Consider the following 21960-nt stretch of genomic DNA (forward strand, 5'->3'; position numbering starts at 1 on the left):
CATAAAAAGTGCAGGAATGAATGCCATTATGAATAACAAATCTCCTCTCGATAGCGAAGCCTTAATTGAAGTTAAAAACTTGAGCTTTAATCGAGGAGAACGCGTCATTTATGACGATATCAGTCTTAAAATTCGACGTGGTCAAATTACTGCAATTATGGGACCGTCAGGCACGGGTAAGACAACTTTATTACGTTTGATTGGTGGACAGTTGAGTCCAGACCAAGGTGAAGTGCTGCTTGATGGTAAAAATATTGCAGCGATGTCTCGGAATGAGTTATTTGCAGCTCGCGCACGTATGGGAATGTTATTCCAGAGTGGGGCTTTATTTACCGATATGTCGGCTTATGAAAATGTAGCCTTTCCAATTCGTGCACACACCAAGTTACCTGAACATATTATTGCTGAATTAGTAGGCTTAAAACTAGAATCCGTAGGCTTGCGTGGTGCTGAGCAATTAATGCCCTCTGAACTTTCAGGTGGGATGAACCGTCGTGTTGCTTTGGCGCGTGCGATTGCGTTGGATCCTGAGCTGATTATGTATGATGAGCCCTTTGCAGGCCAAGATCCGATTGTCATGGGTGTTTTAACCCGTCTTATTCGCTCTTTGCGAGAAGCTCTCGATTTAACAACCATTATTGTCTCGCATGATGTTGCAGAGACTTTATCGATTGCTGATTATATTTATGTGGTGGCAGAAGGCAAAATTCAGGGTGAAGGTTCACCTGAACAATTAAAAAATCATGCATCGCCATTTGTACGCCAGTTTTTAACAGGTTCAGTTGAGGGGCCTGTCGAATATCAATTTACACACCAAGCATATTTAGATAACGAGGTTCGTCCATGAATGCGATTGCCTGGTTAGGTAGACTCGTTATTGAGCGGATAAAAGGGATTGGTGCTGCGGCACTGATGCTTTTGCAAGTTTTATTTTCCATGCCATCAAAAGGTGGGTTTCAGCGCTTTATTTATCAAATGTATCGTGTCGGGGTGATGTCCCTGCTGATTATCGCTGTTTCAGGTTTGTTTATTGGTGCGGTTCTTGGTCTTCAGATGTACAGCATTCTGGTCACTTTTGGTAGTGAGGCAATGTTGGGCACTGCAATTTCATTAACTCTGTTGCGTGAACTGGCGTCAGTGGTTGCTGCATTGTTATTTGCAGGTCGTGCAGGTTCAGCATTAACAGCTGAAATCGGCTCAATGAAGCAAAGTGAACAACTCGCCAGCATGGAAATGATTGGTGTTGATCCGCTGAGACAAATCGTATCGCCACGTTTGTGGGCTGGGATTGTCAGCTTGCCGATGCTCACGGTGATTTTTGCAACCATTGGTATTATTGGCGGCAAAATGGTAGGTGTCGATTTCTTAGGTGCGGATGAAGGTTCATTCTGGGGTGGTATGCAAAGCAGCGTACAATTCTGGCATGACATTTTTAACGGCACCATTATTAAAAGCATTGTATTTGCTTTAATTTGTACATGGGTAGCGGTCTATCAAGGTTATGCTTGTGATCCGACGCCAGAAGGTATCGCGACCGCAATGACGAGAACGGTTGTATATTCTTCACTTTGTGTATTAGGTTTTGATTTCGTGTTGACTGCGGTCATGTTCGGAGGGATTTAATGAAATCACGTACTAGTGAGCTGGCCGTAGGTATTTTTGTCATTATCTTCGGTATCGCTCTATTTTTTCTTGCGATGAAAGTCAGTGGTTTAGTTGGTACTAATTTACGTGATAGCTATAGCATGACAGCGCAGTTTGATAACGTAAATGGTTTAAAAGCACGCGCGAAAGTGACCATGAGTGGTGTAACCATAGGTCGTGTTGAGTCAATTACGCTTGATCCTGTAACACGTTTGGCAACCGTAAAATTTGATCTAGATGGTAAGTTGACCAGCTTTAGCCCAGAGCAATTAAAAGAAGTGCAAAAGAATGCACTTGAAGAATTGCGCTATAGCACTGATTATCAACAGGCTGATGCTACGAAACAAAAAGAAATGGAACAGCAACTTATTGCTAACATGACCTCCATTACCAGCCTTGATGAAGATGCTTATATTATGGTTGCAACCAATGGTCTATTGGGTGAGAAATATTTGAAAGTTGTCCCAGGTGGTGGTGTGAACTACTTGAAACGTGGTGACGTGGTTTCAAATACCCAAGGTACGATGGATTTAGAAGATTTAATCAGTAAATTTATTACTGGTGGTGCTGGTAAAGCCACATCGAGCTCGACAGAGACAGAAAGTCCAGCTTCAAAGCCAGCGGCTGCTGAAGCAGAACCGTCTTTTGTTGAGTAATTCAGGTTAGGAGATTGAAGTGAACACATTATTGAAACAAACTCTAACAGCAAGCGTATTATCAACAATGCTTGCAAGTGCGGCATTTGCGGCACCAACAGAGACCCCGCCTGATTTTGTTAAGCGTGTGGCTGATGGCTTGATTACTCGTTTAAAAGCAGAGAAACCGAAATTACAGAATAATCCAGCTTTAGTCCGTACTATTATTCGCCAAAACCTTGATCCTTATGTGGATTCACAAGCATTTACCCGCATTGTGTTGGGTACTTATGCGAATAACCAATACACCAATGCTGCACAGCGCGCTCAGTTTGAACAAAACTTCCGTGCCGTGATTATCGAAAACTACGGTGGTGCTTTTGCAAAATACACCAACGAAAGTTACACCATGCGTCCGTTTAAATCGACCAACAGCAAAAACCCTGTGGTGACTTTAGACTTCTTGCACAATGGCGAGAAAATCCCTGTTTCATTCCAGTTAACGGACAAAGGTGATCAGTGGAAAGTACGTAATATCAATGTATCTGGTATTGATCTAGGTTTACAGTTCCGTAACCAATTTGCGGCGACTGTTCAACGTAATGGTGGCGACATCAATAAAGCGATTGCAACATTTAAACCAGATGCAGATGCTGCAGTTAGCAAAAAATAAGTAGGTGACGGGTGATTCAGTATATTGATCAGCAGTTAATTGTGTCGAAGACGATTAATTTTGAAAATGCAGAACAGATCTATCAAGCTGGCTTAAAGCATATTCAGCAGCACAAGGACTTTCCTTTGGTTGTAGATTTGGCTCAGCTTGAACAGGGTAATACTTTGTCTTTGGCGGTGTTGGTGCAATGGTTGCGTCAAACACCAGAAAACAAAGGTCTGCATTTTAAGAATGTTTCTGAAAAAATGCTAAAGATCATCCAAGCTTGTCATTTACAAGATGATTTGAAATTGATTTGATAAAAATCTTGTAGATATAAAAAAGCACCGCAAGGTGCTTTTTTATTAGATCCATTTCTTCCAGCGGAAGTACACCATTGGCAGGATCAAGAATGCCATCAGAATGCCAGTGACAATCCAAAAACTGAGACTACCGTGGGCAAATGGCAGGACATCGGTGTTCATCCCATAAATACTGGCAATCAGCATAGGTGGTGCAAGCATACTTGGTAAAATCGAGAATCGACGAATCGTATCGTTCTGTTCAGTATTAATGAACCCAGAGGTTGTATCCAGTAAGAATCGTACTTTTTGGAATAAGAAAGCATCATGTTCAACTAAAGAGCGGACATCCTCACTTAACTCTCGAATATCAGCATCATAAATATGACTGCCTAAAGCACGAGGACGAGACAAGAAGGTGAGTACACGACGTAAATCAATTAAACACAGTTGTGCTTTTCCGAGCATATCTTCTTGTTGCGCCAAGCGCGTAATCATGTCGTCTAAGTCGAGTATTTTCTCTCGATGATGATTATTGAGGACTTCTGTGGAGTAACGTTCTAAGTCCTTGTGGATATCTTCTAAGATATCCGCAAGCTCATCCAGTTTTGCTTCGAGTAAACCAAGCAAGATCCAAGTTGGATCTTTATAGTCCATATCATAGTCATTGCGACGAGCCCGTGCGCGAAAGGCACGAAAAGCGACTAACTTCTCACCGCGTAAAGTAAATAACCGATCTTTATGCAAAATAAAGGCAACAGTTTGTACCATAGCCAGCATGTGTGAGGAGTCGTCAGTATCTCCGTCGACTTGAAAGTTTTTATTCTTTGTTAAAAAATAGGTGCTGATATGCAAAATTCCATCATCATCACGGTAAAATCGTGCAGATGAGGAAATGTCTTCTAGAGACTTTAATGTTGGTAGGTTTCGTTCATACGCATCCAAAACCCATTGTTGTTCTTCTTGGGATGGGGCGATGAGATCAATCCAAACTAATTCGGGGTGGAGATCGAAACCTCCGTTGATTGTTGCATCTTCTAGACTACCGCGCTCTGTGGCATAAAAGGCTTCAAGCATGTCTTTTTTCCTCGCGCAGTCGATATCATGTTTTCGGCCTTTTACCGAAAAGCAGCGTGTATTTTAGACAAGGATGAAACGAAAAACACTTGCCTAAGCGTTATTTTCTCAAAAATCTTGTTACATAGCCTACTTTATCAGCATGACAGTTATATAAAACGGTTTTAATTGTATGAATTCTATATGTGTTTTCTGTGGTTCCTCACTTGGTAATGATCCCATTTATCAGCAAATGGCGCAGGCAACTGGTCAGGCAATCGCGGCGCAAGGCAAAACTTTGGTCTATGGTGGTGGTCGTTCAGGTTTAATGGGTGTCGTGGCTGATAGTGCACTACAGGCAGGTGGGCGTGTGATTGGTGTAATTCCAAATGCTTTAGTTGATCGAGAGCTTGCGCATACGGGCTTAACTGAATTGCATATTGTGAAAAATATGCATGAGCGTAAAACCAAAATGGCTGAGTTGTCTGATGCGTTTGTCGCTTTACCTGGTGGTGCAGGAACACTGGAAGAAATTTTTGAGCAATGGACATGGAGCCAATTGGGGATTCATCAAAAACCATGTGCATTTTTAAATGTTGATGGTTTTTATGATGGTTTGATCCAGATGATTCAAGGTTCAGTTGAGCGTGGTTTTAGTCAGGAACGTTTTGTCGATAAATTGATTGTGGCAGAAAAAATTGAGGATATTCTTATCGCATTTTCGGATTATCAGCCTGCGACACCGAAGTGGATGTCAACTGCTGAAATTCAGGCTTAAGGGGGAACTAGTGAAAATCATCACCGTGGCGGCTGCCGTGATTTTGAATGAACAAAATCAATTACTGCTTGTTCGCAAGCAAAATACACAGGCGTTTATGCAAGTGGGTGGCAAGCTTGAAGTTGATGAAGCGCCTGAGGTCACAATGCAACGTGAAATTTTGGAAGAAATAGGCTGTGAATGTGAATTAACTCAGTTTATCGGTCAGTTTGAGACAGCAGCAGCGAATGAACCTGATCATATTTTGGTGAGTTATGTCTATGCGGTTGAATTAAAACAGCCACCTAAAATTGCAGCTGAAATTGCGGAAATGAAATGGATTGATTTGGATGATCAATCGACCTTGCTTGCACCTTTGACTAAAGAGATTGTGATTCCGTGGTGTCAGCAAAAGCAGATGAGCTAGATTTCTGAGTTTGTGCGGCTGCTACGCAGGCACTATAAACCTGTTGGCAGCCAAGTTGTGTCAGTACCTTGGATAAAGCACTAATCGAACTGCCTGTGGTCAGTACATCATCGATAATCAGTACTTTGCGATAACGAATTTGATTCGGTGGTGCAGCCACAAATTGTTGTTCAATGTCTTCGAGTCGTTCTAAGCGCGACAGGCCTTTTTGTGAGTGCTGCGCCAAGCGTTGTACAGGCTGCCAAACGGGAACATTCAAAACGCTGCCGAGTGCTTTGGCCAACAACAAGGCTTGATTAAAGCCACGTTCAATCAAGCGATCTGTCGAAACTGGCATGGGTACAATTGCATGTACTTTTGGAAGCTTGAGTTGCAATAACAGACCATTCAGCATTCTTTGATGATGTAGTTTTTGCTCATATTTAAACTGTTGAATAATGCGATCAATTGGATATTGATAATGGCAAGCAACAAAGACCTGTTGCTGGTTACGCTCAATACTTTGCTTCAACCAAGGCAGTTGTTGCCAACAACTGTAACAAACACCAAACTGATGTTTCATGCCGATGTCGCAGAGACTGCACGGTGTAAAATAATCAAAAATCTGCTGTGCTGATGTTCCAAGTCGTTTAAACATAGGCATATCTTGGGGCTTCAGGCAGCCAGCGCTTTAATAGTCCTTCCGCATGCTGTGGATAGTCCTTTAGAATTTGCTGAGCGACGTAATGCGCTTGTGTAAGCAAATGATCATCTCGTTCTAAGCGTGCTACTCGAAAGCCCATATCACCTGTTTGTTTGGTACCGAGTAACTCTCCCGGACCTCGTATTTCTAAATCTTTTTCAGCAATGACAAAACCATCATTACTTTCACGTAAAATTGAAAGCCGTTCCTGACCATTTTGAGACAGGGGTGTTTTATAAAGTAAGGCACAAAAACTGGCGGTTGCTCCACGACCGACGCGCCCACGGAGTTGATGCAGTTGTGAAAGCCCCAAACGCTCTGCATTTTCAATCACCATAATCGACGCATTCGGTACATCGACTCCAACTTCAATCACTGTGGTGGCAATTAACAGTTGGGATTGATTGTCTTTAAAGGCTTGCATGACACTTTGCTTTTCATCAGCCTTCATTTTGCCATGTACCAAACCAATGTTGATGTCTGGAAAACGTTCTTTAATTTCTTGATACGTGGCCTCTGCAGCTTGGGCATCCAGTGTTTCAGATTGCTCCACCAAAGTACAAACCCAATAGGCTTGTTTACCTTCACGGCAATTGCTGGCGATGCGTTGTAATACCTGTTCACGACGGTCTAATGGAATGGTCACAGTTTGAATTGGGGTTCGTCCAGGGGGTAACTCGTCAATAATCGAAGTGTCTAAATCCCCATATGCACTCATTGCTAAAGTACGCGGAATGGGGGTTGCAGTCATCACCAATTGGTGTGGGGTAAATTGATCTGCACCCTTATTTCTTAAAGCAAGACGTTGGTCAACACCGAAACGGTGCTGTTCATCAATAATCACCAAGCCGAGTTTAGAAAATCCAACCGTATCTTGAAATAGGGCATGCGTACCCACGATCAATTGGGCATGACCTTCTTTGATTTGTTGCTCCGCTTGGCTTCTGGCTTTGCCTTTTTGTTTGCCTGAGAGCCATGCGACCTGAATACCTAAGGGTTCAAACCAGCGTTTAAAGTTTAAATAATGTTGTTCAGCTAAAATTTCAGTCGGTGCCATGAGTGCCACTTGCCAATCTGCTTCGAGGGCATGGCAAGCCGCGACTGCAGCAACTAAGGTTTTACCTGCGCCTACATCACCTTGCACCAAACGTAACATCGGTTGATCTTGTTTGAGATCTTGTAGAATTTCCTTAGAGACCCGCTTTTGTGCATTGGTCATTTGGAAGGGAAGTGCTTCTAATAATTTTTTGGCTAATATTTTACTAGCGCTAAAACGAGGTGCGGCAATCTGACGTATATAGGCGCGACGCGTTAATAAGCTAATTTGATGGGCGACCAACTCTTCGAAGATTAAGCGCTGTTGTGCAGGATGTGAACCTTGATTGAGTTGCAACATATTGGCATCAATCGGGGGTTCATGGATGTAATGTAGCGCTTGTTTTAACTCATAGCCATTACTGAATTTGCTCGGTAATAATTCAGGTAGGTCATCGCTATGGTGTTTTAGGGCTTGACGTACATATTCACGTAACTTGGGTTGGGTTAACCCTTCAGTACTTGGGTAAATTGCAGTGAGTTGGGTTTTGGGTAAAGCGGTATGTTGTTGGATAACTTGTATTTCGGGGTGATACAGCTCAAGACCACGCGCACCAACACGTACCTCACCAAAAATTCGTAGCCTTTGCCCCATTGTGATGCGATCAGTGAGACCTTTATAAATATGATAAAAGCGTAAGGTCACTTTGCCAAAATCATCTTGTAGCAGAGCCGCAAGCGATTTCTTTTTCCCAGGTGGAAAATCGACTGAACGGACTTCACCTTCAAGCAAGTAACTTCGTCCAACGATCAGCTGATTCATTGGAATAATAGTGCTACGATCTTCATAGTCACGTGGAAGATGGAACAACAAATCATCCGTGCTAAAAATATGAAGCTTTTCTAATAGGGTCGCTGCGGCAGCACCAACGCCTTGTAATTGCTGAACTGATGTCATCTCTGGTCAAAGGTGTGTATGCATATTTTATTTATTGGTTATGGTAAAACATCTCAGCGCGTCGCTAAACACTTATTTGAGCAAGGTCACCACATTAGCACAATAAGTCGTAGTGAAAAAACAGATTGTTACGCGACGCATTATATTCAAGATATTCATCAGCTGGATTTAGAAAAACTGCCACCTGTTGATTTAGTCTATGTGATATTAGCACCTTCACAAAGTGATGTTGATACCTATCAGCACACCTATGTTGATAGTGTATTACCCATTGTCACCTCACTGAAAATACATCCCGTACAACGTATTGTTGTGGTGTCTTCGACCCGTGTTTATGGTGAAAATGCAGGAGAGCGAATTGATGATGAATCGCTGATACAGCCTGCTGATGAGCAAGGGCAGATTCTTCGAAAGATGGAATTACTGTGGCAGCAGCATTACCCACAACAATGCGTTATTATTCGTCCGACTGGCATTTATGGCACTTCAATTGTTCGATTAAAAAAATTGGCACAACAAAGTCTGACTTATCCGACGATCCATTTTAGTAATCGGATTCATATTGATGATTTAGCAAAATTTTTGGCTGGATTGGTTAATTTAGCTAAAGTTGAGACAAGCTATATCGTGAGCAATAATAGTCCCTTGCCAATGCATGAAATCCTATGGTGGTTTCAACAGCAGCTTGATGTAAAACCCTTGAAATTATTATCAGAACAACACACTGGCAAGCGAATTTATGCCACACGATTAATTGAGAGTGATTTTAAATTTGACCATTTGATTTGCTTTAATGACTATGCAGCAGCTTTATTAGTACATAGTAATGAAAAATAATTAGATTAGACTGTAAAGAAAGTTTAAAGAGTTGGTATGTATTTTGAATCTTAAATACTAACAAATTCCGTAAAGGAATCGCCTGAATTGAGCACATGGTTTGCGGCGAGGCGTAAAGGTGATACATGAGAAAAATAATTTGCATGATCTTATTGGGGTTGACCACAACCACCAGTTGGGCTGTCGAGCAGTCTTGGTGTGTATTTGATCCTTTAAGTACTCAAGGTGATATCAGTCGCCGACTACAAGATATTCGTTTGTATGCACAGCAGAATCAAGTTCAATTAAAATTTCAAACTTTTAACAATGAAAAAGATGCCATACAAGCATTTGATCAGCGCAAATGTTCGGGCTTGGTGGCTTCCAATTTTAATACCTACCGTTATAACCGTTTTATGGGGACAACAGGGGGGATTGGTCTGATCCCTAATAATCGCGTTGCCAGAGTCTTTCTGCAGCTTTTAAATAATAGCAATGTGGAAAAGCGGATGGTTAATTCGAATTATGAAGTGTTGGGGATGATTCCGATTGGTACCGCTTATATGATTATGAATACCCAACAGATTAATAAAGTGTCTCAGTTAAAGAATAAAACCATTGGAGTTTTGGAGAATAATCCCCCACAGCAGGCATTGGTACAAAGTGTAGGCGCAAAACCAGTCTATGTTGATTTTTCCAATGCAGTGGAATCCTTTAAGCAGAAAAAAATTGATATTTTGGCTGCACCTGCCTATGGAATATTGCCGTATAACTTAAAAAAAGAGTTTGGTGCAGACACGCAGGTGGTCAATTTCCCTATGGCGTATTTTGCGATGAATGTCGTGATTCGACCACAAGCCTATCCAACAGAGTTTGGTCACCAAATACGATCGTGGTTTGTACGTAATAGTAATGTGCTTGCTGCACAAGCCATCCAATGGGAAAACCATTTACCAGCCTATTACTGGGCGGATATTTCCAGTTATGAGAAACAGGGCTATGACGCGATGGTGGTAAAGATTCGAAACCGTTATGTCGACTCTGGTTATTATGATGCGTATTTTGTATCGCTCATTAAACGACTGCGATGTTTGGATGATCCAAAGTATTTAGAGTGTCGTTAGCACATTAAAAAAGGCAACCGAAGTTGCCTTTTTTAATGTTTAAGATTTTTTACGTTTTAAGCGACGTTTGGCTTGTTGTGAGGCCATGGCTTCTAATGCCTCTGCCAGTTCTTCATCGCTGAATGTAGTGATGTGCTGCAACATTTGTAAAGTGGTTTCATCCAACACCAGTTGTGCACCCGCAGCCATTTCACTGAAATTATCATCGTACTCAATGAGACCTTGCTCATTGTTACGAATATAATTTTGCTGAGTGAGGACTTTAATAAAGCTTTGGAATAGGGCTTTGTCAAAAAACTCTGGTGAGTTGAACTCATATAACACCGATAGACGTTGACCGAGCAAATGGCTGAGTTCTTCTACTTGCTTGGTGGATATATTGCCTGAACCACGTTGAGTGATCAGTGCAAGGGTCATGTAGTAACGTTCTAAACTCTGTTTGACTGGCATTGCCAAAGTCACGAGTTTTTGATGTTCTTCGCTGTTCGGTGTTGGGCTGAATAGGTTGTCTTCATGATCTTGGAAAACAATACCGATCTGAACCAATGCATTGATATAGTTATCAATTTGCTTTTGTAAGTCAGTAGCTTCCCATTTCATAAATAATTCAGCTTTTAAGAACGGATATAAGGTACGAATGACGTTGCTTAAATCGTTCTTGTGAATTTTACCATTGTGCTCAACGAGTGATGCCACCAATGACGGTAAAACAAAGGCATGCAAAATGTTATTGCGGAAGTAAGTGAGTAATACGGCTTGATTATCTTCAATCGCAATAATATCACCTAAAACATGCTGTACTCGTTTGATTAGCTTAAGTTTTAGGCCATAGGCAATAATTTCTTTACCTGATAATGAGGTCACTTGAGTGCGTTCATCATAGGGTTGTTGGGTTGCCAAATCACGATAAATGTCGAGTTGCTTCGCGCAGATTTCTTCATCTAAAGTATGTTTTGGTGTCGCCAATAAAATTAAAGAAAGTAATGACACAGGGTTGATGACGACAGCACGGTTGATGTTTTCTAAAATCAGATTGGCTGAGCTTGCCACAACATTGGAAATCTCGGTGGTGCTTGCGGTATCCGCTTGAATATTCTCCGCACCTTGTTGTTTCAAAATATCATTTAAGAATACAGGTTCGCCGAAGTTCACATGTACTTTACCGAAGATACGTTCAATTTTACGCAAAGTTTTCACAATACCAAAAATTGATTCTGCTTCTTTCGGTTTACCTTGCATTTCTCCTACATAAGTTGAGCCTTCCATCAGGCGCTCATAGCCAATATAAGTCGGGACAAAGACGATTGGTTTTGCAGGGCCACGTAGATGCCCTTGAATGGTCATTGCCAGCATCCCGGTCTTCGGTGGAAGTAAGCGACCTGTACGTGAACGACCACCTTCAATAAAGTATTCGATTGGCGTATTGCGCGATAAAATGCTGTATAGATATTCTTTAAATACAGAGGTGTAGAGTGCATTGCCACGGAAAGAGCGGCGAATAAAGAATGCACCACCACCACGTAACAACTGGCCTACAAACGGTAAATTCAGGTTATCACCCGCAGCGATATATGGAATCATCAAGCCGCGTTTATAAATCACATAAGACAATAGTAAATAGTCGATATGACTACGGTGACATGGCGTATAGACAATTTCATAATCTTTGGCGAGTTCACGTACGGTACTGAAGTTATGCACTTCTACGCCATCATAGAGTTGTGTCCATAAGCGAGTTAAAGCCATATCTGCAAAACGTACCGCAGATGCCGAGTAGTCAGATACGATCTCGTTGACATAACCAATCGCACGACGTTCAGCCTCCAGCATACTGATTTTATGCTGGATGCTTTCTCGGCGAATGGCATCTTGTACCTCAGGTGACTTTACTACCGATTGCATCACATTGCGACGGTCTGATAAGTCTGGCCCAAGTACCACTTCACGTTGCTGGTCTAAGTAGCTATCTAGAGAGCTTGCAATATAGGTTGCTGGCGAAATATTTGGATGATTACTCTTGGCATAATCTACCAACTCACGTAAAGATTGTGGTTCGTGGAACTCTAAATAAGATTGACGGCCATGTAAGCCAATATTCATGAGTTGTTTGACCGTACCAGGTGTTGCCCAAGTATCTGAGAATAATAATTTGAACCAAGAGTCTTCTTTATCTGGTGAACGACCCCAAAGTACCGTAACGGGTACAAGCTGAATATCAATATCTGCTTGTTGTTCAAGTGCTTCAACTAGTTGTAGTAGGCGAGGTGGGAAAGTTTGAGTATTAAAAAAATTGTTTTCGTTATGGTGTAAAAACAAGACTGAATTTTTTTCTTGATAACTGCCAAAACTCAAGGGATCTAAGGCTGGCTTTAAATTGAGGCGACGGGTTTCACCATCAACCACCAGTGCATTACTACGCGAATAATTCTGTAAAACATAGCAAACCAGCTTATTTGATTCGGTTGTATTTGGCTCTGCTGTGGTAGATTCTGTAGGAACTTCACCAAGAACATGCGGGGTTACCACAAGGTCAAGTAACTTACTCGAAAGTTGGCGATACATTTGACCAAATCCAGTCTTGGACATTACAAACTCCTAAATAATAATCCTGACATCGAGTCATGATGAACACGACATTCTGCGATATTCTTACATGAAACGGTATGTTATTTTCTGACAAAATATAGCGTATTTGGTAGATTTTATCGTTAAAAATCGTATTTTTAGTCGCTATAAATACATATTAAGATAATCCATGCATCATTATCGTGACGCATGAATCATTTTATCCTGACCATTGCCATTAGAATTTGTGGCACAATCAAAATTATCAACCCTGAAAGGATTGGTTGATCTCTCCTCATTGATGTTGGAAGGCTATTACATGAATGCGTTAACTCAAGAATTGGTTGAACTGTTGACTCTGGAAAAGTTAGAAGAACATATTTTCAGAGGTAATAGCCGCAATTTGGTAGGCAAGCGAGTATTCGGTGGGCAAGTACTTGGGCAGGCATTAAGAGCTGCGTCATATACTACAGATCGTCCCGCACATTCTTTACATGCCTATTTTCTGTATGGCGGTGATGTCAATGCACCAATTATTTATGAAGTTGATTCGCTCAGAGATGGTAAAAGTTTTGCTAGTCGACAGGTTCGTGCGATCCAACATGGTCGTACTATTTTCTCTGCAATGGTCTCTTTTGCCAATCCAGAAGAAGGCTTGAACTATCAACATAAAGAACCAGAGTACCCTGAGCCAGAGACATTAAAGTCTGAGAATGAGCTGAAAGAAAGTTTAATTAACTTTGTACCTGAAAATGTACGTGCCAGTTTTATGCGAGAGCGTCATGTGGAAATCAGACCGACGCAATTAATTAACCCATTTCAGCCGCAGCCTGAAGCGCCGTTTTATGCACACTACATTCGCACCCATGATACGATTCCAGCAAATTTAGATGAAATTTCGCTGCATCAGGCGATTGTGGCATTCTATTCAGATTTTACCTTGATGACGACGGCTTTACGTCCACATGGTTTGTCATGGATCTCTCCAAATTTACAATGTGCCAGTATCGACCATACCATTTACTTCCATCGTCCGCTGCGTGCAGATGAATGGATGCTTTACGATATGGAAGCCACAATTAGTGCCAGCTCACGTGGCTTAAACTTTGGGCGGATGTGGCAAAATGGACAGTTGGTCTGTAGTACCGTCCAAGAAGGTTTGATTCGGCTCAGAGAAATTGAAACCCAGTAAAAAGTAAACCAGTACTAAAGCCATCATTCTGATGGCTTTTTTTATCATAAGCATGTGACAAAAAATTGCTCGATTCTTCAACATGAGCATGCCATAGTACCGCTAAGTTAAATGTTTACCCATTAAACAATGAATTTAAATACACAAATTTTAATTGCAGCTGTGCTCGGTGTCGCTTTCGGTTTTTTGTTGCTTGCCTATCCACAAACCGCATTTGTTGAATCTAGTCTTTACGGACTGGGCATCTTAAGCAGTGTTTTCATTGGTTTATTGAAAATGCTGTTGATTCCATTGATTTTTAGCTCAATCGTCGTTGGGGTTTCCAATTTACAGGCGGGTGGACAATTCGGGCGTGTCTGGAAAATTACTGCATTGAGCTGCCTGACGACGACCACTTTGGCTTTGATTCTAGGGATTAGTTGTGCGCATTTGTTTGATGTGGGTAAAGGCGTCGATATTCAGTTGTTTCAGGCAGCAATGGACAGTCATCAAACACCAGACACCTTAACGCCATCAAGTTTTGTTACCACCTTTATTCAAAATACCCTAATCAATCCATTTAAGGCATTTAGTGAAGGCAATGTGTTGGCTGTGGTCGTGTTTGCCTTATTCTTAGGTGTGGCCTTGGTCAAAGGTGGTGAACGTTTTAGTCTAGTCCGTAACATCAGCCAGCAATTCTTTGACATCATGATGATGTTAGTGGGCTGGGTGATGAAGCTTGCACCGATCGGGATTTTTGCGCTTTTAGCAAAGTTGATTGCGACTGAGGATTTGTCTGTATTAAGTCGGTTGGTTGAATTCGCGGCAGTAGTGACGGGGACGACCATTTTCCATGGCGTGGTGGTGTTACCTGCCTTGCTCTGGATTTTTGGGCGGATGAATCCGATTACCTTTTTTAGAGGGGCGAGAACGGCTTTAGTCACAGCTTTTGCGACCAGTTCCAGCTCAGCGACCATGCCGCTAAGTATGAAGTGTGCACAGGAAAACCTAGGTGTACGACCGCAAACTGCAGGTTTTGTGATTCCTTTAGGCACACAACTGAATATGGATGGTACGGCTTTGTACGAAGCTGCGGCTGCCTTATTTATTGCCAATTTGATGGGCTTAGATCTGAGTTTAACGCAGCAGATTATCGTTTGTTTAACCGCAATGATTGCTTCATTGGGCGCGCCAGGGATTCCGAGTGCAGGTATGGTCACCATGATCATGGTGCTACAGTCGGTTGGTTTACCTGCTGAAGCGATTGCGATTTTATTGCCGATCGACCGTGTGCTGGATACAGTTCGTACTGTGGTCAATGTGCAAGGTGACATGATGATTAGTGTGGTGGTTGATCGCTACGCAAAACAGGCAGAAGCTGAATCAAGCTGATCGTATTGAGCACAAAAAAGCAGGAGATGACTCCTGCTTTTTTTAGTCTATAAAAGAATGTTTATGCTGCGGGTTGTAAGGCGCGCTTTGCAGCAGGTGAATTATTTAAATAATTCACCGCATCTTGGGTATTGCCTTCTTTGACTGGGTCATACCAAGGCATGAGGTAATCAATCTGTTGTGCAACCAACCATGCAGGACCCGGCAAGATTTTCGCGTCTTTTAACGCGATCTTCGACCATTCGATCCAGATCCATGGTTTAAATAAGCTTGGCTTCTTGTCCGCAAAACGCGGGTCTTGGCTCATGATATGTGCAGCGCCATCAACCCATAGGCCAAGTACACCGATAATGACGGCAACACTCATATAGTAACGTGCAATATAACCACCGCCCAAATGGCGATAAAGATCAAATGCAACGGTACGGTGTTCAATTTCTTCAGAGCCATGCCATTTGATTAAATCTAGCATTTCAGGATCAGCACCCAGCTCTTCCCAGCGTTTGTTATATAGTGCGTATTTACCTAGTACACAAGTCATGTGTTCAACAGTTGCAATCACACCTAGGCGGAATAAATCCCATTGATGCTCAAGTGCTTTAGGAATTTCTTTATCGAAAGGCTTGTCTGCCAAGACTTTGGTAAATAAGAAATCCATAATGTCGAGGTTACGCTGAATATCAATATTACGCTGCGTCAAATATTCCTTATTGGCTGAGGTGTGGGCAACGGCATGCATTGCTTCCTGACGAATAAAGGCTTGGACGTCTTGCTTTAATTTTTCATCGGTAATTTTTGGAAGGACTTTGTTATATAAACGGCAAAACCAAAACTCACCAGCTGGTAAAATATTGTTAATTTCATTAATAAAATAGCTGGCAAAAGGTTGGTTTGGAATCCAATCCACTGGTGTATTTTCCCAGTCAAATTTTACTTTGCGTGGGAGGATTTTATAGTCAATCGAAGAACCAAGAACTTTGTTCTTCACAAATGATAGTAATTTCATCGTTTAGTCCTAATCGATAGTGCAATGAACCAACACTAAGCAGTATATGAAAACTACCTAGTGTTTGTGTTTAGCAATTCGGGACAATTAAAATTTATTTTATGCAACTTGATGCATAAAATGCACTTTTTATTCTTGAATGTCGGTTTCTGAGGCTTCTGGGATCTGACTGAGGTCAAATTCTGTCGGTTGATCAAGGGTGTAATTCAAACGACCTGCCATGACAGTTGCCAGTTCTTCTAAACCAATGCGATTGAGTGACGAGAACAGTTGAATCGAGAAATCGAGTTTCATTTTCTTCAATTGCTGTTTTACATCAAATAAAACTTCATTGGCAGGGCCACGGTTCAACTTATCTGCCTTGGTCAGTAGAATATGTACAAATAAATGACGTGAATGCGCCCATTCCAGCATCATCAGGTCAAAGTGCTGTAAAGGATGACGTATGTCCATCAATAGCACTAAGCCTTGTAAGCTTTTACGGTGGATCAGATAATTTTCAAGTTCTTTTTGCCAAACAATTTTCATCGCCTCAGGAACCGCAGCATAGCCATAACCAGGTAAGTCGACTAAGCGTTGATCTGGATTGCCCAAGCTGAAAAAGTTGATCATTTGGGTGCGGCCTGGTCTTTTTGAAGCGCGTGCCAGTTGCTTTTGATTGGTTAAAGTATTAATTGCACTTGATTTACCAGCATTCGAGCGACCTGCAAATGCGATTTCATAACCTGTATCTTCTACGCATAAAGCCAGTTTTGGCGCACTCATCAAAAATTCAGCTTGGCGTAACCAAGTTAAAGACTGTACTGCATACTCAGTTAATGCAGGGTCAGCCTTTTTTTCATAACTGATTTTTTGTTTAGGTGCGAGTCTGGCTTTGGTGTCTTTCGATTTTTCACTGCGACGCATAGAAGCTTACTTTTGAATAGAAATAGCAACGACTATTATAAAGGATGTGAGGCGTTCGTGCGAACCCTTCGTCTGTATGCGATTTTAAGCTTTCTGAATAAGCTCTAAAAAATCGATATTTGAGCGTGTGGAAGAGGGGATAATGCCCTGTTGGACGACTTCGCCAAGCGTATATTGGTCAAGGCTTTGATAGAAGCATTCTAAGGCTTGATCTAAAATTCCTTTCAGTCCGCAGTTGGCTCGAAGTACACAAGGAGGGGTATTGCATTCAACAATTTGATGATTGCCTTGTAAGGTTCGAACAATCGCACCTAATTTCAGATTCTTGGCTTCCGGATTGAGGCGCAGACCGCCGCCTTTACCGCGAATGGTCACAATCCAGTGTTGTTTACCCATGAAGTGCACGACTTTAACCAAGTGGTTTTGCGACACATGTAAGTCTTCTGCGATATCTGCAATCGTATAAGGTACATCACTCGGACGAGCGACATACATCAAAATTCTGAGTGCATAATCAGTAAACTTATTGAGTTGCATGTGGTTTCACTCAATCTAGTGCAAGAAATAGAAAGGGCTAGTCTAACATAGACTAGCCCTATGCAAAATCTAGGGTGGCTTAGCTGAGTTTGACGCCACCTGTACCAAAGGCTTCGCTGTGAATGTTTGCAGCGGGAATACCACGAGCAACCAGTGCCTGATGTTGCGCTGCCATAAATGGCATTGGCCCACATAAATAATAATCGGCATTGGCTGGCAATAGTGCGGCATCAATGCTGCTTAAATCTAAACGTCCAGCAACATCGTAGTCCTCACCAAGGTTGTCATTTTCGTGTGGAAACTCATATGCCGTAAATGTACTTAAACGGGGATAGTTGCTTTTAAGTTCCTGAATATGTTGCTTCATGGCATGTACTTGGCTGCTGCGGCAGGCATGAATGAAGTTAACAGGTTGCGGCATATCCAATGTCACTAACTGGTTCAACATCGCAATCATTGGGGTTAATCCTACACCACCACTGATAAAGACATTACGCTTGCTGCTGTCGATCAGATAGAAATTACCTGTTGGTGCAGACACTTCAATTTCAGAACCTTCAGCTAGACCATGTAAGGTGCTGGATACCCAACCACCAGCGAGTTCGCCTTTTTCATCTTCACGTTTCACTGAGATACGTAAATAATCCGCTTGCGGGCTCGTAGAGAGGGTGTACTGGCGTGGTTGTCTTAAATTCAACTCAGGCACAAACACGCGAACTGAGATGTACTGACCTGCTTCATAGTATGGTAATGCGCCACCATCAACAGGCGCGAGATAGAAAGAGGTAATCTCATCACTTTCCACCACTTTTTTGGCAATTTTAAAATTACGCCAGCCTAACCAACTGCCTTGAGTTTGTTGGTGTTGATCATAAATGGCTTTTTCAGTACTGATAAATAGATCAGCTAATTGACCATAAGCGGCAGCCCATGCACCAATCAATGGATCTTCCATTGAAATATTGAGGACTTCACTAATCGAGTGCAAAAGGTTTTCACCGACAATGCCGTAGTCTGGTGATTGAATATTTAAACTGACATGTTTATGCGCAATCATTTCAACCACAGGCAAAAGCACAGAAGGGTCTTCAATATTCTCTGCATACGCCAAAACTGCACCCGCAAGTGCCTGTGCTTGAGCCCCACTACGTTGGTGTCCCATATTAAAGGTTTCTTTTAATTCGGGATGATTACCTAACATGCGGTTATAAAAGTATCCAGTCAGTGCAACACCATTTTCGCGTAGGACAGGAACAGTGGCTTTTACTAGGTCAATTTGCTGTGGAGTCATGCTTGATCTCTCTTGGCTATCACTTATAAGATGTATTTAAAATACATCTTATAAGGTGTATTTGCAATGCATATTTAAATAAAAGCCATAAAAAAATTAAGGGATAATAAATTATCCCTTAATTTACATATAAGTATGGGTTTATTTTTTACCGAATAATGAACCGAGTAAGCCACGGACAATTTTCTGTCCTGTTGAGCCGCCTAAACTACGTGCCGCACTTTTGGCAAAAGTGCCTACGATGTCTTGGGTAAGTTTCTCGCGATCACGCTGTGACTTTTCTGCAGCTTTTTGCTGCTCACGAGCAAACCGTTCTTGTTCTTTGGCTTGTTGCTTGGCCAAAGCATCTTGCTCCTTGCTTTGCTGTTTGGCTAACTCATCTGCCTCTTTTTGTTGCGACTGTTGCAGCACTTTTTTCTGTAGCATTTCATAAGCACTGTCTCGATCAACGGCTTGGTCGTAGACACCCGCCACAATACTTTGCCCGATAATCACTTGGCGTTCTTCAGGCGTGATCGGGGTAAAGGAGGAGTAAGGAGGCATCACCCAACCGCGCTCAACAATCTGTGGAGTTCCTTGTTCATCTAGGCAGCTGATCAATGCTTCACCAACGGCAAGTTCGGTAATGGCTTGGTCGACTTTAAAATCAGGATTGGCGCGGAAAGTATCCGCTGCGGTTTTGACTGCCTTTTGGTCTTTGGGAGTAAATGCACGTAAGGCATGTTGTACACGGTTACCCAATTGCCCTAAAACACTTTCAGGGAGATCGAGAGGATTCTGGGTAATAAAATAAATCCCCACACCTTTAGAACGGATCAAACGTACCACTTGTTCAATCTTTTGTTGCAAAGCAGGACTCGCATTATCAAACAGTAAATGCGCTTCATCGAAGAAGAATACCAACTTTGGCTTATCCATATCGCCTACTTCGGGCAACTGTTCAAACAATTCTGACATCATCCAAAGCAGGAAAGTGGCATATAACTTCGGCGTGTTCATCAACTTATCTGCAGCCAAGATATTGATATAGCCATGACCATTGGTATCAGTTTGAATGAAATCGAGAATATTTAGGCTTGGTTCACCAAAAAACTGTTCACCGCCTTGATCACCTAATGCCAGCAAGTTTCGTTGGATTGCACCCAGACTGGCAGGGGAAAGATTGCCGTATTCAGCTTTAAGGCTGGCCGCATTTTCGCTGACATAGGTCAGCATGGCTTTTAGGTCTTTAAAGTCAATCAGTAATAGGCCTTGATCATCGGCAACACGGAATACTGCCGAAAGTACACCTTCTTGTGTGTCATTCAGATTCAGCATTTGTGCCAGTAATAAGGGACCAATTTCTGAAATGGTGGTGCGAATGGGATGCCCTTGTTGTCCAAACAGATCCCAGAAAACCACAGGTGATGCTGCAAAAGGAATCGCATCTAATTGTAAGCTTTTCAGACGCTCATCAAATTTGGGATTGCTGCTACCTGCTTTAGCTAGACTGGAGACATCACCTTTAGCATCGGCAAGGAATACCGGTACACCAATACGAGAAAAGCTTTCGGCCATCACCTTAAGGGTGACGGTTTTACCTGTCCCAGTCGCACCTGCAATCAGACCATGTCGGTTTGCAAATTTAGAATGTAAAACAATATCTTGTGTTGTATCAGTGGTTTTTTTTGCAATAACGATTGGTGTACTCATTCTTCACCTGTTTTTAATCTCAATCGAGCTGTTTTAATGCGTTTTGAATATCTTGAATTAAATCTTCTGGATGTTCTAGTCCAATACAGAAGCGAACCAATAAACCTTGTTGTAAATGTGTATTTTCCAAAGTACGCATTTGTTTTAAGTCATACAACATTGCCAGACTAACGGGACCGCCCCAACTAAATCCGAGTTTAAACAGCGTTAAGTTGTCGCAGAACTTTCGAATTGAGGTCAGGTCATATTCTGGTTTGAAAATAACACTGACCAAGCCTGCACTTTTGCCAGTGCTGCAAATTTCTGTCCAGAACTGATGGCCTGCTGCATCAGGATCGCTTGGATGGAGGACTTGATTAAATTGTGGTTGTTTTTTTAACCAGCTCAACAGGGTGAGTGCACTTTGGGCTTGCTGTTCATAGCGCAAAGACATGTGTGCCAAACTGCGTTGGATTTGTGCAGTATCATCGCCCGAAACTGCAATACCTTGAATTGCATGCATTCGATAGAGTTTGTGATGCAGTGTTTGGTCACGGGTCACGACTGAACCCATTAAGATATCACCGCCACCACTTGGGTATTTGGTCAGTGCATGAACTGTAATATCGACAGTGAGGTGCTCATCTGAGAAATCAAAAGCATTAAAAGCCAGTCCTGCGCCCCATGTATTATCCAGTGCGGTGAGTACATTGGCATGCTGTGCTTTTTTAACCAAGTTCTTTAAATCGGGAAATTCTAAAGTGACTGATCCCGCTGCTTCGAGCCAAATCAATTTCGCTTTTTCAGTCGGTTGAAAACTATTGGCATCAATGGGATTATAAACTTTAACTGTGATGCCATAACGATCTTGTAGATGATTTAAATGCTCAAGATTGGGGCCATAAATATTATCGGCGACCCAAACCTCATCCCCTGAACTTAAAATGGCACTATTCACGAGATTAATCGCAGATAAACCGCTTGGTGCAAGCAAGCAATAACGTCCACCTTCAATTTGGGCAATGTTGTCCCCTAATGTAAACGTCGTCGGTGTACCGTGTGTGCCGTAACTATAATCATAAGCATCGGTCCAATGGCGCTCAAAAAGGTGCGCCGTGCTTTTAAAAATAATGGTCGATGCACGAAATAAGGGAGGTTGTACGGTTTCAATGTATTGAGGGGCTTGGCGTGGTGCATGAATTAGCTTGGTTTGTGCTTTATTGTGTGTTGTCATGGGGCGTGGGCTAAATAAATATAATGACTTAGGTTAAGAGAAAATCAACAAAGCCGCTAGTGTTGCGCTGCTTTTGTACAGAATCGGTACGGATTAATA

At 42.1% G+C, this 21960-nt stretch carries 21 protein-coding genes; 11 read left to right on the forward strand and 10 right to left on the reverse strand.

Annotated features, from left to right (window positions below; all coding sequences use genetic code 11):
* Positions 1 to 28: 28 nt before the first annotated feature.
* From NDN11_RS01890 to NDN11_RS01910, 5 genes are read left to right on the forward strand one after another with little or no spacing between them, the layout of a single operon-like run.
* Positions 29 to 847, forward strand: a complete 819-nt coding sequence (locus NDN11_RS01890; RefSeq protein ID WP_167248682.1) for an ABC transporter ATP-binding protein — start codon at positions 29 to 31, stop codon at positions 845 to 847.
* Entirely contained in the window at positions 844 to 1623 is a 780-nt protein-coding gene (gene mlaE / locus NDN11_RS01895; protein ID WP_065343266.1) for a lipid asymmetry maintenance ABC transporter permease subunit MlaE, read from the forward strand. The genes NDN11_RS01890 and mlaE overlap by 4 nt, the downstream gene beginning before the upstream one ends.
* On the forward strand, positions 1623 to 2300 hold the full coding sequence (gene mlaD / locus NDN11_RS01900; protein WP_251110630.1) for an outer membrane lipid asymmetry maintenance protein MlaD: 678 nt from the start codon (positions 1623 to 1625) through the stop codon (positions 2298 to 2300). Before mlaE ends, mlaD begins: the two co-directional genes overlap by 1 nt.
* A 19-nt stretch (positions 2301 to 2319) precedes the next feature.
* Positions 2320 to 2952, forward strand: a complete 633-nt coding sequence (locus NDN11_RS01905) for an MlaC/ttg2D family ABC transporter substrate-binding protein (protein WP_251110631.1) — start codon at positions 2320 to 2322, stop codon at positions 2950 to 2952.
* Between the two features lie 11 nt (positions 2953 to 2963).
* Positions 2964 to 3251: an STAS domain-containing protein gene (locus NDN11_RS01910; protein ID WP_167248684.1), complete on the forward strand. Its 288-nt coding sequence runs from the start codon at positions 2964 to 2966 to the stop codon at positions 3249 to 3251.
* A 45-nt stretch (positions 3252 to 3296) separates the two neighbouring features.
* On the opposite strand, the gene NDN11_RS01915 is transcribed toward NDN11_RS01910, so the two are convergent.
* Complete coding sequence (locus tag NDN11_RS01915; protein WP_167248685.1) at positions 3297 to 4310, reverse strand: magnesium and cobalt transport protein CorA; 1014 nt, start codon at positions 4308 to 4310, stop codon at positions 3297 to 3299.
* Positions 4311 to 4482: 172 nt separating this feature from the next.
* On the opposite strand from NDN11_RS01915, the gene NDN11_RS01920 reads away from it, so the two are divergent.
* Entirely contained in the window at positions 4483 to 5067 is a 585-nt protein-coding gene (locus NDN11_RS01920) for an LOG family protein (protein ID WP_167248686.1), read from the forward strand.
* A 10-nt stretch (positions 5068 to 5077) separates the two neighbouring features.
* Positions 5078 to 5473: an NUDIX hydrolase gene (locus NDN11_RS01925; protein WP_167248687.1), complete on the forward strand. Its 396-nt coding sequence runs from the start codon at positions 5078 to 5080 to the stop codon at positions 5471 to 5473.
* Here the strand turns inward: NDN11_RS01925 and NDN11_RS01930 are convergent.
* Together NDN11_RS01930 and recG are read right to left on the reverse strand one after the other, a co-directional pair.
* Positions 5427 to 6110, reverse strand: a complete 684-nt coding sequence (locus NDN11_RS01930; RefSeq protein ID WP_251110632.1) for a ComF family protein — start codon at positions 6108 to 6110, stop codon at positions 5427 to 5429. The genes NDN11_RS01925 and NDN11_RS01930 overlap by 47 nt on opposite strands.
* Positions 6103 to 8148 carry an ATP-dependent DNA helicase RecG gene (recG, locus tag NDN11_RS01935; RefSeq protein WP_251110633.1) on the reverse strand — a complete coding sequence of 682 codons (2046 nt, stop codon included), beginning with the start codon at positions 8146 to 8148 and terminating at the stop codon, positions 6103 to 6105. The genes NDN11_RS01930 and recG overlap by 8 nt, the downstream gene beginning before the upstream one ends.
* 18 nt (positions 8149 to 8166) lie before the next feature.
* Here recG and NDN11_RS01940 point away from each other — a divergent pair, with 18 nt between their 5' ends.
* Both NDN11_RS01940 and NDN11_RS01945 read left to right on the forward strand, forming a co-directional pair.
* Complete coding sequence (locus tag NDN11_RS01940) at positions 8167 to 8985, forward strand: NAD-dependent epimerase/dehydratase family protein (RefSeq protein WP_167248690.1); 819 nt, start codon at positions 8167 to 8169, stop codon at positions 8983 to 8985.
* A 125-nt stretch (positions 8986 to 9110) separates the two neighbouring features.
* Complete coding sequence (locus NDN11_RS01945; protein WP_251110634.1) at positions 9111 to 10088, forward strand: putative solute-binding protein; 978 nt, start codon at positions 9111 to 9113, stop codon at positions 10086 to 10088.
* 39 nt (positions 10089 to 10127) lie between these two features.
* On the opposite strand, the gene plsB is transcribed toward NDN11_RS01945, so the two are convergent.
* Complete coding sequence (gene plsB / locus NDN11_RS01950; protein WP_251110635.1) at positions 10128 to 12674, reverse strand: glycerol-3-phosphate 1-O-acyltransferase PlsB; 2547 nt, start codon at positions 12672 to 12674, stop codon at positions 10128 to 10130.
* Between the two features lie 298 nt (positions 12675 to 12972).
* On the opposite strand from plsB, the gene NDN11_RS01955 reads away from it, so the two are divergent.
* Together NDN11_RS01955 and NDN11_RS01960 are read left to right on the forward strand one after the other, a co-directional pair.
* Positions 12973 to 13845 carry an acyl-CoA thioesterase gene (locus NDN11_RS01955; RefSeq protein ID WP_167248693.1) on the forward strand — a complete coding sequence of 291 codons (873 nt, stop codon included), beginning with the start codon at positions 12973 to 12975 and terminating at the stop codon, positions 13843 to 13845.
* Positions 13846 to 13974: 129 nt separating this feature from the next.
* Positions 13975 to 15216 carry a dicarboxylate/amino acid:cation symporter gene (locus NDN11_RS01960; protein ID WP_167248694.1) on the forward strand — a complete coding sequence of 414 codons (1242 nt, stop codon included), beginning with the start codon at positions 13975 to 13977 and terminating at the stop codon, positions 15214 to 15216.
* A gap of 61 nt (positions 15217 to 15277) precedes the next feature.
* On the opposite strand, the gene NDN11_RS01965 is transcribed toward NDN11_RS01960, so the two are convergent.
* The 6 genes from NDN11_RS01965 to NDN11_RS01990 form a co-directional block, all read right to left on the reverse strand.
* Positions 15278 to 16222 (reverse strand): metal-dependent hydrolase, encoded by a 945-nt coding sequence (locus NDN11_RS01965; protein ID WP_251110636.1) that lies wholly within the window; start codon positions 16220 to 16222, stop codon positions 15278 to 15280.
* 129 nt (positions 16223 to 16351) lie between these two features.
* Positions 16352 to 17128: a ribosome biogenesis GTP-binding protein YihA/YsxC gene (yihA, locus tag NDN11_RS01970; protein ID WP_005201214.1), complete on the reverse strand. Its 777-nt coding sequence runs from the start codon at positions 17126 to 17128 to the stop codon at positions 16352 to 16354.
* Between the two features lie 84 nt (positions 17129 to 17212).
* Entirely contained in the window at positions 17213 to 17665 is a 453-nt protein-coding gene (locus NDN11_RS01975; protein WP_005147145.1) for an RrF2 family transcriptional regulator, read from the reverse strand.
* 79 nt (positions 17666 to 17744) lie between these two features.
* On the reverse strand, positions 17745 to 18956 hold the full coding sequence (hmpA, locus tag NDN11_RS01980) for an NO-inducible flavohemoprotein (protein WP_167248696.1): 1212 nt from the start codon (positions 18954 to 18956) through the stop codon (positions 17745 to 17747).
* 141 nt (positions 18957 to 19097) lie between these two features.
* Positions 19098 to 20648 carry a helicase HerA-like domain-containing protein gene (locus NDN11_RS01985; RefSeq protein WP_251110637.1) on the reverse strand — a complete coding sequence of 517 codons (1551 nt, stop codon included), beginning with the start codon at positions 20646 to 20648 and terminating at the stop codon, positions 19098 to 19100.
* Positions 20649 to 20667: 19 nt separating this feature from the next.
* Positions 20668 to 21861: a PLP-dependent transferase gene (locus NDN11_RS01990; RefSeq protein ID WP_251110638.1), complete on the reverse strand. Its 1194-nt coding sequence runs from the start codon at positions 21859 to 21861 to the stop codon at positions 20668 to 20670.
* Between the last annotated feature and the right edge of the window lie 99 nt (positions 21862 to 21960).

The sequence above is a fragment of the Acinetobacter sp. C26M genome (assembly GCF_023702675.1).
GTDB lineage: Bacteria > Pseudomonadota > Gammaproteobacteria > Pseudomonadales > Moraxellaceae > Acinetobacter.

What these genes read in the sequence shown, in the direction of transcription:
- NDN11_RS01890 (WP_167248682.1), top strand. Translation starts at nt 29, where the DNA reads ATGAATAACAAATCTCCTCTCGATAGCGAAGCCTTAATTGAAGTTAAA.
- mlaE (WP_065343266.1), top strand. Translation starts at nt 844, where the DNA reads ATGAATGCGATTGCCTGGTTAGGTAGACTCGTTATTGAGCGGATAAAA.
- mlaD (WP_251110630.1), top strand. Translation starts at nt 1,623, where the DNA reads ATGAAATCACGTACTAGTGAGCTGGCCGTAGGTATTTTTGTCATTATC.
- NDN11_RS01915 (WP_167248685.1), bottom strand. Translation starts at nt 4,310, where the DNA reads ATGCTTGAAGCCTTTTATGCCACAGAGCGCGGTAGTCTAGAAGATGCA.
- NDN11_RS01920 (WP_167248686.1), top strand. Translation starts at nt 4,483, where the DNA reads ATGAATTCTATATGTGTTTTCTGTGGTTCCTCACTTGGTAATGATCCC.
- NDN11_RS01930 (WP_251110632.1), bottom strand. Translation starts at nt 6,110, where the DNA reads ATGTTTAAACGACTTGGAACATCAGCACAGCAGATTTTTGATTATTTT.
- recG (WP_251110633.1), bottom strand. Translation starts at nt 8,148, where the DNA reads ATGACATCAGTTCAGCAATTACAAGGCGTTGGTGCTGCCGCAGCGACC.
- NDN11_RS01940 (WP_167248690.1), top strand. Translation starts at nt 8,167, where the DNA reads ATGCATATTTTATTTATTGGTTATGGTAAAACATCTCAGCGCGTCGCT.
- NDN11_RS01945 (WP_251110634.1), top strand. Translation starts at nt 9,111, where the DNA reads ATGAGAAAAATAATTTGCATGATCTTATTGGGGTTGACCACAACCACC.
- plsB (WP_251110635.1), bottom strand. Translation starts at nt 12,674, where the DNA reads ATGTCCAAGACTGGATTTGGTCAAATGTATCGCCAACTTTCGAGTAAG.
- NDN11_RS01955 (WP_167248693.1), top strand. Translation starts at nt 12,973, where the DNA reads ATGAATGCGTTAACTCAAGAATTGGTTGAACTGTTGACTCTGGAAAAG.
- NDN11_RS01960 (WP_167248694.1), top strand. Translation starts at nt 13,975, where the DNA reads ATGAATTTAAATACACAAATTTTAATTGCAGCTGTGCTCGGTGTCGCT.
- NDN11_RS01965 (WP_251110636.1), bottom strand. Translation starts at nt 16,222, where the DNA reads ATGAAATTACTATCATTTGTGAAGAACAAAGTTCTTGGTTCTTCGATT.
- yihA (WP_005201214.1), bottom strand. Translation starts at nt 17,128, where the DNA reads ATGCGTCGCAGTGAAAAATCGAAAGACACCAAAGCCAGACTCGCACCT.
- NDN11_RS01975 (WP_005147145.1), bottom strand. Translation starts at nt 17,665, where the DNA reads ATGCAACTCAATAAGTTTACTGATTATGCACTCAGAATTTTGATGTAT.
- hmpA (WP_167248696.1), bottom strand. Translation starts at nt 18,956, where the DNA reads ATGACTCCACAGCAAATTGACCTAGTAAAAGCCACTGTTCCTGTCCTA.
- NDN11_RS01985 (WP_251110637.1), bottom strand. Translation starts at nt 20,648, where the DNA reads ATGAGTACACCAATCGTTATTGCAAAAAAAACCACTGATACAACACAA.
- NDN11_RS01990 (WP_251110638.1), bottom strand. Translation starts at nt 21,861, where the DNA reads ATGACAACACACAATAAAGCACAAACCAAGCTAATTCATGCACCACGC.